The 13,753-nt window shown below is 69.9% G+C and carries 9 protein-coding genes; 5 read left to right on the forward strand and 4 right to left on the reverse strand.

Going from position 1 to position 13,753, the window contains the following annotated elements; genetic code table 11:
* The 3 genes from KEG57_RS20800 to KEG57_RS20810 all read left to right on the forward strand — a co-directional run bounded on the left by KEG57_RS20800 (position 1) and on the right by KEG57_RS20810 (position 2,803).
* Positions 1-606 (forward strand): Uma2 family endonuclease, encoded by a 606-nt coding sequence (locus KEG57_RS20800; protein ID WP_272421194.1) that lies wholly within the window; start codon positions 1-3, stop codon positions 604-606.
* Between the two features lie 43 nt (positions 607-649).
* On the forward strand, positions 650-2,098 hold the full coding sequence (locus tag KEG57_RS20805) for a hypothetical protein (protein ID WP_272421193.1): 1,449 nt from the start codon (positions 650-652) through the stop codon (positions 2,096-2,098).
* A gap of 123 nt (positions 2,099-2,221) precedes the next feature.
* Positions 2,222-2,803 carry an RNA polymerase sigma factor gene (locus KEG57_RS20810; protein ID WP_272421192.1) on the forward strand — a complete coding sequence of 194 codons (582 nt, stop codon included), beginning with the start codon at positions 2,222-2,224 and terminating at the stop codon, positions 2,801-2,803.
* A 12-nt stretch (positions 2,804-2,815) separates the two neighbouring features.
* On the opposite strand, the gene KEG57_RS20815 is transcribed toward KEG57_RS20810, so the two are convergent.
* Both KEG57_RS20815 and KEG57_RS20820 read right to left on the reverse strand, forming a co-directional pair.
* Positions 2,816-5,614: a DUF3160 domain-containing protein gene (locus tag KEG57_RS20815; protein ID WP_272421191.1), complete on the reverse strand. Its 2,799-nt coding sequence runs from the start codon at positions 5,612-5,614 to the stop codon at positions 2,816-2,818.
* Positions 5,615-5,991: 377 nt separating this feature from the next.
* Positions 5,992-7,551 (reverse strand): sensor histidine kinase, encoded by a 1,560-nt coding sequence (locus KEG57_RS20820; protein ID WP_272421190.1) that lies wholly within the window; start codon positions 7,549-7,551, stop codon positions 5,992-5,994.
* A 291-nt stretch (positions 7,552-7,842) separates the two neighbouring features.
* Here KEG57_RS20820 and KEG57_RS20825 point away from each other — a divergent pair, with 291 nt between their 5' ends.
* A complete protein-coding gene (locus tag KEG57_RS20825) occupies positions 7,843-9,351 on the forward strand; it encodes an alkaline phosphatase family protein (protein ID WP_272421189.1) in 1,509 nt (502 codons plus the stop codon).
* Between the two features lie 8 nt (positions 9,352-9,359).
* Here KEG57_RS20825 and KEG57_RS20830 read toward each other — a convergent pair whose 3' ends face one another.
* Positions 9,360-10,133 carry a hypothetical protein gene (locus KEG57_RS20830; protein ID WP_272421188.1) on the reverse strand — a complete coding sequence of 258 codons (774 nt, stop codon included), beginning with the start codon at positions 10,131-10,133 and terminating at the stop codon, positions 9,360-9,362.
* A gap of 511 nt (positions 10,134-10,644) precedes the next feature.
* Here KEG57_RS20830 and KEG57_RS20835 point away from each other — a divergent pair.
* On the forward strand, positions 10,645-11,772 hold the full coding sequence (locus tag KEG57_RS20835; RefSeq protein ID WP_272421187.1) for a calcium-binding EGF-like domain-containing protein: 1,128 nt from the start codon (positions 10,645-10,647) through the stop codon (positions 11,770-11,772).
* A 28-nt stretch (positions 11,773-11,800) separates the two neighbouring features.
* Here KEG57_RS20835 and KEG57_RS20840 read toward each other — a convergent pair whose 3' ends face one another.
* The gene (locus tag KEG57_RS20840; protein ID WP_272421186.1) at positions 11,801-12,565 is read right to left on the reverse strand and encodes a response regulator transcription factor; all 765 of its coding nucleotides are present in this window, start codon (positions 12,563-12,565) and stop codon (positions 11,801-11,803) included.
* Positions 12,566-13,753 lie beyond the last annotated feature (1,188 nt).

Genomic DNA, 13,753 nt, shown 5'->3' on the forward strand with positions numbered 1-13,753 from the left:
ATGGGATCTCCCGCGCGGAAGGTCAAGCCGGCGACGATCGAGGACTTGCTCGCGATCCCCGAGGAAGAGCGGCGGCACGAGATCATCGACGGCGAGCTCGTGCAGAAGGCGCAGCCGACCTTCACGCATGGACGTGGGCAAGGCCGTCTCTACGGCCGCGTCAGCGAGCCCTACGATCGCCGTCCGGGTCGTCGCGGTCCCGGTGGCTTTTGGCTGGCTCTCGATGTCGAGGTTGCGCTGGCCCCGAATCAGATTTACCGCCCCGATCTCGTCGGATGGCGACGCGAGCGTGTTCCCGAGCAACCCACCGAGTGGCCGGTTCGCATCCGCCCGGACTGGGTCTGCGAGGTCCTGTCGCCGAACAACCGTTCGAACGACAGGGTGAAGAAATATCGCAATTACCACCGATTCGAGGTGCCGCATTACTGGATCCTCGACCCGATGGACGAGACGCTGACCGTCTTTCGATGGACCGAGCCGGGGTACCTCGTGGCGCTCATCGCCGAGGGTGGCGAGCGCGTCCACGCCGAACCCTTCGAGGCCGTCGAGCTCGACATCAACGAGCTCTTCGGCGACGCCGACGAGGAAGAGCCCACCGAAGGCTAGTCGCTCGTCCTGAAAAACGTTTTTCCTGCCATCCCCCACCCCCATGCCCCCGATCTCCCCGAAAATCTCGTCGAAATCCTCCCCGAAAGACCCGACCGACCCCCGCGACACCGGCAGCGGCCTCGCGGGCGCGGCGCTCGCGGCGTTCGTGATCGCGGTGATCATCGTCGGCGTGCGGTACTGGGGCAGCCGCGGAGAGCCAGGCCCGGGGCCAGTCGATGCCGGGGACGCGGGGGACGCGGCCGTGGTCGAGGACAAACCCCCGCCGCCCCGGTGCACGGCCGTCTCCACCGAGGCGTTCGTCGTCGGGGAGCCTCAGGCCGCGAAGGCGCCCAAGGCTCCGGATGCCGGGGAAGGCGACGAGGAGGAAGAGTTCGACGAGCTCGCGCCATTCGCCGTGGAGCTCGGGCGTGGCACGACGTTCGAGGGCGGCTTCGCCGTGGGCGCGTTGCGCGACGGGGAGGGCGGGTCCGTGGCGATGGTCGTGACGCTCGGGCTCGACGGGCGTGGCGGGAAGCTCGTGCGGCTCGGGCGTAGCCGCGGGGACTTCGATGCGCCGACGGTGAGCGGGTACAAGGGGTCGGTGCTCGCGGCGATGCTCGAGCCGAACGCGGGTGGGCGATCGATCCGCCTCGCCCGGGTCAGCGGCGAGCAGGTCACGTGGGGGCCGGAGCTCAGCGAGGGGCGCGACGAGTCGCTCGCGGTGGATCTGGCCGCGTCGGGCGCGGGCGCGGTCGTGGTCTGGGACGACGTGAGCAAGGACGGCAAGCAGACGATGGTGATGCTCGCCCCGTTCGACCCGGAGACGATGAAGGCGAAGGGCGAGCCGCGCCCCGTGTCGCCGCCCAAGCAGGACGCGGAGACACCGAGGCTCGCGGCACGGCCCGGCGGGCTCTGGCTCGCGTACACGGTCGTCGGGGTGGCGAGGAAGCCGAAGGACGAGGATACGGGGCTCGTGGGGGAGGCGATCGCGCCGCGGTGGATCGAGGTCGTGCCGCTCGACGAGCAGGGCGCGGCGGTGGCGCTGCCGCGCGCGGTGACCCCGAAGGACGGGCACGCCCTCGCCTTCGACGTGGAGCCGAGCGAGGACGGGGGGATCATCGTGACGTACCGGGACGACGACACGCCGAGCGGGTCGAGCGGGGGGCGCGTCCTCGGTGTGTGGGTGCGTTTGTCCGGGATAGGGGAGGCGAGGCTGCTCACCGAGGAGCCGAGCTCGGCCGGCGTGCCGGACCTGATGCCGGGCTGGCTCGCGGTCTCGTCGCTCTCGGGGGCGACGCGGATCGGGACGATGACGGCGCGGGGCGAGCTCGTGGGGGAGCTCCGGCCGGAGCCGGTGCTTGGCAACGGGGAGGTGCTGGCCGCGACGCGGGCGGCGCTGCTCGTGGCGCGGCCGGCTGGCAAGGCGATGAAGCTCTCCGTGATGCAGTGCGTCCCCGAAGAACCCGGGGCGGCGGACGCGGGGTTGGAAGCCGGAACACCCTCGCCCTGAGGGGTCCCCAAACATTTTTTGGACGATCGGCCTTCTCAACACATTAGGGCGAGCGTGGGAGACTCTATCCAGCGCCCGCCGTCGCGCCCCAGACACAAACCCCGCGTCCAGGTTCTCTACGAGTTGTTCCTAGCGGAGGTGCGCGAGCGCCTCGAAAGCCTGGGGCTCTACGGAGACGACCTCGAGGAACTCGTCCAGATCGTCTTCGTCGTCGCCAACCGACGGGCCGCGGTGATCCCGCGGAACGACGAGGCCGCAAGACGCTGGCTCATGGAGGTGGCCCGAAAACAGGTATCGAACTACCGCAAGCTCTACCGGCACGCCTACGAGGTGCTCGACCCGGAGGCGATCGCCGACGCCGTCGCAGAGCCGCAGGACCCCGAGGCGTATCACGCCACGATCGCGCTCGTGCAGGCCGCCACGCGGCTCATGCCCGCCGAGGAGCGCGAGATCCTGCTCCGGCACGACGTGGAGGGCGAGACCCTGCACGAGATCGCGAAGTGGCTGGGGCTCAGGAAGAGCGGCGCCCACGTGCGGGTGCAGCAGGCCCGGGCGCGGTTCGTCGAGAAGCTCGCCCTGGTCGAGCAGCAGCGGAGGGGCCGGAGGCGCAAGCGCAGGTTCGTCCCGATGTGGCTCGCAGGGTGGCTCGTGGGCGTGTGGCGCTGGTTCGTGGAGAAGCGCCGGCGGCTCGCGCGGCTGGGCTAGAGCATCGATGTCCTAGCGCTCGCCGAGCGAGAAGAACGTGCCGCGCGGGCGGGTCGGGAGGTCGGGGGTGTAGTCCTTGCCGGAGAACACGCTCGGGCTCGTGACCCGCGTGAAAGCGCCTCGGCCCGCGCCGGCACGTGCGAGATCCTCGATGCGGACCACGATCGCCTCGACGGGGCTCGACGCACGGCTCCGTGGGCGGGAGGCGCGCCTTTGGCCCTGCGTGGGCTCGGGGGGCGGCCAGGGGATCTCCGGGAAGCGGAAGGAGTACACGGAGAATCCCGCGCCGACGTCCTGGGTGAGCGCAGGGACGAGGGGATCGCCGTGGTGGTCGAGCAGGGTGACCGCGACCGGGCCGAGGTCGCGGTCGCTCGCGAGGACGAGGCGCGCCTCGAGCTTGCCGTCGCGCGCGCAGGCGTGGACGTTGCCCGCGAGCCCGATCGAGGGGTCGGGGACGGGCGCGGTGGCGAAGCTCTCGCGCCAGGGCGCGCGTTTGTCCAGGTGTGTCCGGGCCGTCTGGTCGTCGAGGCGCTTCTCGAGCGGCGCGTGGATCTCGTAGCCCCGCGCGACGGGGCCGACCATGGCGCGTGGCTCGCCGCCCGTGTCGACGACGAAGACGCCGAGCCGCGGGCCGTCGGCGCCGAGGTAGGCGACCTGGTTCGCGCTCGTCAGGGTGAAATAGTCGGCGACGAGGTCGGCCGCGCGCGTGGCGCCGATCTCGCGGTCCTCGAACATGTCGAAGTACCAGCCGGTCCACTTGGGCGGCTCGCCGCTGTCGCCGCCGTAGCCGCCGAGGGGGATGTGCTCGGCGACCATCGCGAGCCAGGTGGCCTGGTCCGGGGTGGGCGCGCCGCGGGCGAGCTCGGTGCGGGCGATGGCGCGCAGCGTGCCGAGGACGCGGAGCAGGCCGTCGAAGCCGCCGCTTGCGACCTTGCGTAGGTTTTCGACGTGGGCGATGAGCGCGTCGTAGAAGGGCACGAGCGGCTCGACGTAGGCGTCGGGGATGGCGCAGCCGTAGGCGTCATAGCCCTGGCCCGCGATAAGCACGAACGTGTGGCGGAGCTGGGCATACCCGACGAGCGCGGAGCCCAAACGCAGGTCGGCGTAGGCGTCCTTGGCCATGAACGAAGGGCGTGCGCCCTCGGGATCCTTGCGCAAGGCGAGGATCGCGCGGAGGAAGCTCGCCTGGACGTCGCGGCCCTTCGCGGCGCCCGTGGCGAGCTCTGCGCGGGCCGTGTCGAGCGCGGGGCGGAGATCAGGAAAGCGGTCGAGGTCGTTTTTCAGGTACGTCGCGGCACGATCGTGGCCGAGGAGGTACGCGACGTCGGCCGCGCCGATCTCGGAGCGACCTTGGACGTCGTCGTGGACGAGGCGGCCGAGCGGCGCGATGTCCGGCACGATGCGCATGCCGAGGAGCGTGCTGATGACGGGCAGATTCGTCACGCCCTGCGGCATGAAGTGGACGCGCGCCGTGCGGCGGAAGCCGTCGCCGATCACGAGGCGGAGTTTTTCCGGGGCGGCCGGGTCCTTCGCGGTGAAACCGCCCTTCTGCATGAGGCGCAGCAGATCCGGGACGCCGACGTCTTCGCGCCGGCCGGCGAAGGCGCCGTAGATCTCCTCGAAGAGACCGATCTCGGCGAGCGCGCCGCTCTTCTGCGCGAGCTCGGCGAGGGCGAGGGCGGCGCGGGCTTCGCGCGGCGTTTCCCGCGGATCGGGGGTGGCGTCGGGGTGCGAGCTTCGCGAGTCGCGCGAGACGAGGTTCCACTCGAGGCGCGAGAGCCACATGATGGCGGCGAAGTACGCGTCCGACTGCCAGACCTCCATTTTGACCTGGTCGAAGAACGTGTTGTCGGCGTAGTGGCCCCGCGGCTCGAACTGGGTGAAGTCGATCATGCGGGTGCGGCCGAAGAGCTCGACGGGCGTGAGCTTTCTGTCCCGCTCCGCCGAGAGCAGCGCTTCGACTTGGTTGTCCTGTCCGAACAGCGAGAGCGGCGTGTTCGTCTTCTGCGGGACGTGCGCCGCGGCGAGCGCGAGGTAGAGGTCGAGGTCCTTCCGGGTCGTTTCGTCGATCGACGCGCCGCTCGCCGCGAGGGCCTTGCGTAGCTTCTTCAGCATCGACTCGAGCGCGGGCTGCAGGCGCGTGCGTTCGATGCGGGCGAGCGACAGCTCCGTGGCGCGGAAGACGGCGTGCAGGATCGGATCCGGCCCCACGTAGAGCGGCAGTTCCTCCTGGAAGACGTCGTGGAACGCGTTCGCGTAGTCCAGGTACGGGAGCCGATCGAGCGCGACGAACCCGTTCTCGCGTAACCGCGCATGCTCGACGTCGGTGAGGTGGACGTGCGCGTCGATGCGGTCGAGGAAGCGAGGCTTCTTCACGCCGTCCCACGGGGCGGAGGCGGGCTTCTGCGCGGCGCCGCCGGCGCGGGCTTTCGGTTCGACGCGGCGGATCGCCTCGTTCGAGATGAAGCAGGCGTCTTCGCCCTTGGGCGTCTTCTCGACGAAATCGCAGTCGAAGCCCCCGCAGCGGGGCTCCACCGGCGTGAAGAGCTTCAAGTCGGCGAGGGCGGTCGTGGGCGGGGTCGAGGTCGGCAGGGCGCATGCGGTCTCTGCTTTCAGCGACCGGATGAGCTCGCTCGGGGACGGGGCCTTTGGAGGAGCGGCCGAGGTCGCCGCGCTCGCGCTTGCGCTTGCTACGGCGGAGGAAGCGGGCGCGGTCGGTTGGGCCGGTACGCCGGTGTGATCCGTGGCCGCGGGGCTGCAGGCCGCGCCGAGGATCGTGGCGAGGGAAAGCGCGGCGAGGCGAGGGCGCATGGCCCGAGGGTATCAAGGTCTCGAGGCGACTCCTCTCTTCTTGGGGCCGCCACGCCGGGGCGCCGCCCCGGACCCCGCGGGGGCTGTTCGCCCCTCGACCCGAACCAGGGCAAGCCCTGGACTCGGGTTGGAAGAACTGCGCGGTGCGCAGTTCTTCCACAGGCCGGTGGCAAGACCAGAGACAGCGTTGCTGATCGAAAGGGCAGCGCGGCTGTCTTGGTTGGCAGGGGTCGTTCCTCGGCCTGTTCGATGAACTGCGCATCGCGCAGTTCATCGACCCTGGGTCCAGCGCTTGCGCTGGTCCGGGTGCAGGGGCGGACAGCCCCTGCTGGGGCCTGGGGCAACGCCCCAGCGCAGCGCCTCCCAGATGAGACCAATTAGACCCCGAGATCCCGCCCAGCCGCCTCGGCGCGCTCGTCGTCCCGCACGACCGCGCTCCGGGGCTCCGCCGCGCACGGGATCCACACGCGGAACGTCGTCCCTCGACCGAGGGTCGAGTCGCACGTGATGCGACCCTCGTGCGCGGTCACGATGCGCCGCACCGTTGCGAGGCCGATGCCCGTGCCCGGCGCGCGCACGCCGGGCACGCGGTAGAACGGCTCGAAGATGCGGTCCTTCGCGCCGTCGGGGATGCCCGGCCCGGTGTCCTCGACGGCGAGCTCGACGAAGCCTCCGTCGGCCCGCGCGGCGTGGATCGAGACGCGCCGCTCGTTGCTGCCCGCGATGTACTTGAGCGCGTTGCCGAGCAGGTTGAGCACCACCACGTGCAGGAGCTCGGGCGAGCAGGCGACGCGCGTGTCCTCCACGTGGACCGTGACCTCGGCGCGCACCTCGGTGGCCGTCTGCGCGAGCTCCTCCGCCACCTGCGCGACCACCTCGCGCACCGAGGCCTTCTGGCTCGTGTCGTCCGGGCGGCTCGACCGCGAGAACGCGAGCAGGCCTTCGAGCACCGCGTTCGCCCGCGTGACCGATCGTTCGAGCGAGGTCGCGATCCGCTCCGTGGCCTCCTTGCCCTCCGCGCGCCGGAGGCGGGCCGGCACGAGCGCGATCGGCGTGAGCAGGTTCCGGAGATCGTGGGCGATGCGGCCCGCGAACGCGTCGAGATCCGCGTTGACCTGCGAGAGCCGCTCGACGGTCTCCGCGAGATCCCGCCGCGCCGCTTCGGCCTCTGCGCGGGCGCGCTCCTCGCGCGTGAACAGCGCGAGCCGCTCCTCGGCCGCGCGGTAGAGCCGATGCATCGTGCGCGTGAGCAAGACGCCGAGGCCCGCCGCGAGCAGGACGGCGCCACACGCCACGATCACGACGAGCCTCGACGCGCGGGTTGCGGCGAGCCGGGCGCTGTCGCGGGCGACTTCGAGGCGCGAGTCCACGAAGAGCGCGTAGTCGCCGATCGCCACCTCGAGCGCCCCGAGCTTGGGGATCACCTCGGCCCCGACGACGCGCCCCACGTCCTCGTGCGTGCCGCCTGCGCGATGCAGCGCGAACGCCCGCGCGAGCGCCTCCTGGTGCGCCTTCTGCGCGGTCGTGATGCGCTCGAGCCGCGCGCGCTCGGCGGGATCCTCCGTGCGCGCGAAGAGCGCCTTGAGCCGGGCCTCGAAGGCTTGACGCGCGGCGTAGCTCTCCTCGAGCATCTCCGGATCGCCGGTGAGCAGGTACGCCCGGCCCTGCGACGATTTCTGCAGCGCGCCGGCGCGTAGACGCTCCACTTCGATGAACTCCGCGTCGTAGATCTGCTCGACGCGGTCCTGGCTCGCGATCACCGATTGCAGCGCGAAACTCGCGACGCCGCCGATGACGAGCGCGGCGAGGATGGCGACGAGGTACGCCGCGCCGATCGTCTGTTCGAGCTTGCGCCGCGCAATCGCGCGTTCGGCGTCGCCTTCACCGACGGCGGCGTTCGCGACGGAGAGCGTCCTTCGCATCGGATCGAGCTTCATGGCCCACCGCCGCGCGGGGCCCGAAAGGGCGTGGTGGACGAACCAAAAGCTTCTGGAAAATAAGATAAACGCAGCCCTTTGGCAGGGGGCCGCGCGAAGAGGCTGGCCGGCGGGAACACGAATCGCGCGAGAGCAGGGTCCGTACCACGCGCTTGTGCGCGGGCCGTGCCCACGTCGGCGCGTCCGGGGCGCGCGCGGCGCCGAGAAAGGCGCTTCGCGGGGGCGCTTTCGGCGCACATCGACGGGGGATTCGTCTATCGTGTTTTTGGCTTTTTATCGGAGAGGTTCTTCATGTCCGGACGAATGGGTGACGATCATGCGGCCGCGCGCCGGCGGGTGCTCCTCGGCCTCGGCGCCGCGCTCTCGGCGGCCGCCGTGGGTTGCGGCGGCGCGGGTTCGGCGACGGACGTCGCGGGCGCAGGCGCGGGCGTGGGCGCGTCGGGCGCGGGCGGCGCCGGGGGCGCGGGCGGCGCGGGCGGAATGGGCGGAATGGGCGGCGAAGGGGGCGCGGGCGGCGGCGATCCGGGCGAGAGCTGCACGGATTCGGGCGGCCTCTCCCCCGAGGAGCTGCTCGCGCCGATCGACACGTTCGTCATCCTGATGATGGAGAATCGTTCGTTCGACCATTACCTCGGGAGCTTGCGCTTGATCGAGGGCCGCGACGTGATCGGCCTCGACGGTACGGAAAAGAACCCGGCGCCGGACGGAACGTGGATCACGGTCTCGAAGCTCGACGATTACACGCCGGAGGATCCGCCGCACAACTGGGACGCCGCGCATGCGCAGTGGAACGGCGGCAAGAACGACGGGTTCGTCCTGGCCCACGCGGGATCGGCCCAGGCGGACGTGATGGGGTATCACGTCCGCGAGCAGATCCCGGTCCTGTATGCGCTCGCGGACGCGCACGCGGTTTGCGACCGGTGGTTTGCCTCGGTCATGGGACCGACGTGGCCGAACCGGTTTTACCTGCACGGCGGGACGAGCAAGGGGCAAAAGGGGAACCTCCCCGTCCTCGGCTTCGACAGCATCTTCAATTACCTGAACGAAGCCAAGGTCAGCCACAAGGTGTATTACCACGACATCGCGTGGTGCTCGGGCGCGTATTTGAAGACGACCGGGCTCGCGGGAATCGAGCAATTCTTTGCGGACGCGGAGGCGGGCACGCTGCCGAATGTGGTGTTCATCGACCCGCAGTTCTTCGGCGGGGGCGCGAACGACGACCATCCGGATCACGACATCCGGCTCGGGCAGGCGCTCATCGCGAGCGTGTACACGGCGCTCGCCAAGAGCCCGCAATGGGGCCGCTCGATGTTCGTCCTGACGTACGACGAACACGGCGGATTCTTCGACCACGTGGCGCCGCCGACGACGGAAGACGACGAGGCCGCATTCGAGCAGCTCGGCTTCCGTGTGCCGTCGATCGTGGCGGGGCCGTTCGCGCGGAAGGGGTGCGTGGTGGGCACGCAGTTCGAGCACGTCTCGGTGATCCGCACGTTGTGCCGGCGGTTCGGGTTGCCGGCGTGGAACACGCGTATCGCCGCGGCGAACGATCTCTCGTCGTGTCTTCAACCGGCCTATCTATCGGACCCGCGGCCGCCCGTGGAGCTGCCGCCGGTGGATGTCTCGATGGCCGAGCTCATGGCGCGAAGGGAGCACGCGGAGACGCATGCGGAGCTACGGGAGGCGCTGGATTCCGGGCTCATCCCGGAGCACCTGGATCGGCGCGGGGAGGGGATGGCGATTGCGAGGAGGGTGGTCGAGGCGGGAGCGCGGCTCGGGGCGGTGCGAATTCGGGATTGACCGATTCGTCAGCCGGGCGCGCTCGAGGGCTCTTCAGGCGCCTGGCTGCGCTCGCCGCGCGTGCCGTAGAGGTGCGTCAGCTCGAATGCGGCGGCGAGCGCGGGTTGTTTCGTCTCGCGGGCCGCCGCGCGTGCGGCTTTGCGCGCGGAGCGGGCGAGGGTGACGACGATTCCATCGATCAGGTCGAGGTGCTCGGTCGCGGCCATGGTGCCCTGTCCCTCGCGCTCCTTGGCAGCGGCGCGCAAGGCGTCGGCGGCGATCCCGAGGCGCGTGATGGCGTCCGGGCCGCCACGGTCGTGCACCACGGCGGTCACGTCTTCCCGCTTCAATACATCACGCAGGGTATCGAGCTGCACGGCGAGCTTTTCGGCGTCGTCCTGCGCGGCGCGTGTCTGATCGAGCGCGACGGCGATCACATCCGCGCTGGCCTCGTCGCCCTTCTCTTCGAGGTCGTTTCGCCCGGCGTGGAGGACGCTGCGGGCGGTCTCGCGGGCGCTTTTTCCTTCCTTCAGCGCCGTGACGAATCCCTTGTTCGTGAGCTTGCGCTGGCCTGCGACCCCGACGCGCCCGATACCGGCGGCGATGAGCGCGTCGCGCGCATCCGAGAGCCGCGCGCCGTCGGCGGTATTGAAGCCGTGCTTCTGGAGGGCGGGGGCGTACTTGTGGAGGGCTTCGAGGGTCTTGTTGGCCTGGTTCAGGGTATCGGTGGAGCCGAACTGCTTGCCGATGCGGAGGTACTCCTGGCGGGCTTTGGGGGCGATGGTGGCTGTGTCGAGGGGCATGATGGTTCCTTTCCGTGGACGGAAGGCGAGGTGGAATGATCGGTCGGGACGGTAACGCTCCAGGACGTCTCGGAAAGGGGCGGATTCGTGCTCTGGAACGCTGGGGAGTGTCTCGAAGCGGGAGGGGGGCGTCTCGAAACGGCTGGGAGGCGTCTCGAAACGGCTGGGGGGCGCGTCAAGGCAGAAGGGACGGGCGGCGAGGCAAGGGGGCCGCTGCGCGTTCCATTCGACGTTCCATGCACCGAGGCTGCGACGGGGGAGACGGAAACCGACATTCCCGTCGAGGTGAGGACCCGACACCGCAGATGAGGACGAGAGACCGCAGATGTCGACCTCGTCGGGAGGCGGCGTGGCGCACCGCAAAACCCTTCATGTTACCGCAAGAGCCTGCCCTTCCGATAGCTGGATCAAGATCCAGGTCGCGACCTTTGGACCTGCCTGCTTAGGGTGCCTCGCCTGCGGGCGACCCGTGGACATCCACCACGCGCCCCGCCCATGAAGGAGAAGAGTCATGACGCATTTCACCTCCCTTCGTCCTCTCCGTGCGATGGTCACCGTCCTCGGCCTGAGCAGCTTTGCGTTCCTCGGCGGCGCGTGCTCCAGCACGGACACGCAGGACGCCGAGCACCTCGGCGCGGCGGAAGAGCACCTCACCGACGCGCAGTGCTCGTTCTTCGACGTCAACGGCAAGAACCAGATCTGCCACTACACGGGCTCGGCGAACCACCCCTACACCATCATCAAGACCAGCGAGCAGGGCTGCATCAACGGTCACGCCATCCACGCCAACGACTACATCGCCGTGGGCGACCCGACCTGCCAGGGCGGCGGCTGCCTGCCGGCGACCGCGCCCTGCGACGCCACCCTGCCGTGTTGCGACGGGCTCACCTGCCAGAACGGTACGTGCGTCGACCTCTGCGCCGGCGTGACCTGCACCGCCTCCGACGCGTGTCACGTCGCCGGCACCTGCGACCCGGCCACCGGGGCCTGCTCGAACCCCGTCGCCGCCGACGGCACGGCCTGCGACGACGGCAACGGCTGCACCGTCACGGATAGCTGCGGCGCCGGTACCTGCACCGGCAGCGGCAATCCGTGCCAGAACGGCGGCACCTGCAACCCCGCGGAGCCCTACACCTGCACATGCCCCGCGGAGTTCACGGGGCCGAACTGCGAGACGCCCGCCTGCGTCCCCACCACCTGCGCCGCGCAGGGAGCGACCTGCGGCACCATCCCCGACGGCTGCGGCGGCACGCTCACCTGTGGCGGGCCGTGCGGCCCCGCCTGCCCCTGCGCCGCGAACCCGGCCTGGCAGGCCGCGCTGGCCGGGACGATCGTGAACGATGGGCGGTGCACGAATTACTCCTTCCCCGCCCCCTGCCATACTTCGGGCAACAACTCCTGGGCCGTCTCCGATCAGGGCACGTCGGTCGTGGAGCTCATGGCCGGAACGGACTCTGTGGACGGGGAGTCCTTCAGCTACTGCGGTGTGCAGGTGATGCAGGTGAGCGACCAATTCGCCGGCAACTGCAGCGGGGGTGCCTTCCCCGTCATGAATTTCTCCATCACCGCGGCGGAGGTCGCGACGTGCAGGGCCGAGATCGCGAACTTCGCGGCGGCCCAGAACACCACCTGCAACTGAGCCTCCATCTCCTACGCTCCAGGCGCGCCTACCCCCCGCCTGCCGCCGTGCCTCGATCGAGCCTGGTGAACAGGCTCGCGAGCTCGGCGGCCGACGCGACCTCGAGCTTCTCCATCCCCTCCGCCCGGTAGAGCCGCACGGCCGACGCGGAGATCGCGAGATCCGCCGCGATCTGCTTGTTCAGCATCCCCCGCGCCACCCGTTCGCACACCTCGCGCTGGCGCAGCGAGAGCGTCGCGAGCCGGGCGGCGAGTGCCTCCACCTGGGCCCGCGCCGCCCGTGCCGCCGCGTTGCGGGCAAGGGCGTGTTCCACGGCGGCGAGCAGCGCCTCCTCGTCGACCGGCTCGGGGAGGAAGTCCACGGCGCCCGCCTTCATCGCCTCCACGGCCAAACGCACGTCTCCATCGCCGCTGGTGAAGACCACGGGCAGCTCGCACCCGCTCTCGCGCAGAAGGGCCTTCACCTTCAGGCCGTTCGGATCGGGGAGCTGGGCGTCGATCACCATACAGCCCACCCCCGCCGCGCGCGCCGCCTCCAGGAAGGCGAGCGACGACGCGAACACCTGCACGGCGTGCCCCGCCTCCCGGAGCCGCGCGGCAGCGGTCCCGCGCCAGGAGGGGTCCCGGTGCACCAAGAAGACGGTGGCCGCCTCCGCTCCTCCCGGGGGTGGGCTCGTGGCTCCGCGCGCCCCCGCCTCGCCGAGGCTCGTCATCACCAGCGCCTTGCCCACCGGGTCGGACCACGTCCCGGTGAGGGAGAGCCTCTCCTCCGTGCACAAACTCTCGAGCGTCACGCGCGAATGCATCCTTCCCATGCCAGGTGTCCCCCCAGACATCGAGTGCGGAGCAGTGACATGCGAGGACCGGGCCGTGAAGGAATAGGAAAGAAAAAAAAAGGATGAGATGGGGTGGGAGGTCGAGTGACCACGCAGGCAGAGCAGGCCCCTCACACCAAAGCACGCGGGGGGCGCGCCAGCGGCACGGGCGATGCTTCCGACGCAGCCGCGTGGGGCCGTGAAGAACGCGATTCGGTTGACGATCCGCCCCCGGAGGGCGGCAGCAGCGACGCGCTGCCCGAGAGCGCGAGGTTACACGCCTGCGGGAAGCACCAACGAAAGGTACAGTGCGATCGCCATCGGCAGGTCGAGGCGCGGCTCGCACTGATAGAATACGTAATCGTCCGTATGGTCCCAGATGGGTCGGAAAATGCGCTGCCAGGGTGGACGCGAATGATTTTGGCCCGTAAATATCGCCGGGGAGCCGAGGGTGCTGACATTTCCATCGAAAGTGATGATGGGCGGATACGGCCCCCAGAGGGGCCATTTTGTCCATTTCCAGGCCATCGCTCGGTGACACGTTCAACAAGAACATCCGATGACGGATCCCCCGTGGGCTGCCCTCGGATGCGCGGCCCATCAGGTGGGTAACGAGCCTCATATCGTGGTCCGCGAAGACGATCCCTGTCTCGGTCGCTTCCTCGGGTGACCGCTCCACGACCTCGACAACGGCCCCGAGCGCGTCGGAGAGCTCCCGCGCGAATCTGTCATACTGGTGGAACTGCCGGGGGGGGTTGATTCAACGCCCGGCGGGAGACCCAGCGCGCTCAGCGGGCGAACCCAGAGACGAATCGGCGAATTCATTGCGTACCACCTGCTCCTTTGGCCGAACACCCTCGAAGGCACGATTTCCGTGGACGGAAGGCGAGGTGGGCCGATCGGTCGGGACGGTAACGTTTCAGGACGTCTCGGAAAGGGCGGATTCGTGCTCTGGAACGCTGGGGAACGTCTCGAAGCGGCTGGGAGGCGTCTCGAAGGAGGTTCGGGGCGTCGATGTACGGCGGAGGGGCGTCTCGAAGGAGGCTCGGGGCGTCGATGTACGGCGGAGGGGCGTCTCGAAGGAGGTTCGGGGCGTCGATGTACGGCGAGGGGGGCGTCTCGAAGGAGGTTCGGGGCGTCGATGTACGGCGAGGGGGCGTCTCGAAG

This window comes from Polyangium jinanense (assembly GCF_028435365.1).

Coding starts and splice junctions, on each gene's coding strand:
- KEG57_RS20825 (WP_272421189.1), top strand. CDS start 7,843: ATGTCCGGACGAATGGGTGACGATCATGCGGCCGCGCGCCGGCGGGTG.
- KEG57_RS20820 (WP_272421190.1), bottom strand. CDS start 7,551: ATGAAGCTCGATCCGATGCGAAGGACGCTCTCCGTCGCGAACGCCGCC.
- KEG57_RS20815 (WP_272421191.1), bottom strand. CDS start 5,614: ATGCGCCCTCGCCTCGCCGCGCTTTCCCTCGCCACGATCCTCGGCGCG.
- KEG57_RS20830 (WP_272421188.1), bottom strand. CDS start 10,133: ATGCCCCTCGACACAGCCACCATCGCCCCCAAAGCCCGCCAGGAGTAC.
- KEG57_RS20835 (WP_272421187.1), top strand. CDS start 10,645: ATGACGCATTTCACCTCCCTTCGTCCTCTCCGTGCGATGGTCACCGTC.
- KEG57_RS20800 (WP_272421194.1), top strand. CDS start 1: ATGGGATCTCCCGCGCGGAAGGTCAAGCCGGCGACGATCGAGGACTTG.
- KEG57_RS20805 (WP_272421193.1), top strand. CDS start 650: ATGCCCCCGATCTCCCCGAAAATCTCGTCGAAATCCTCCCCGAAAGAC.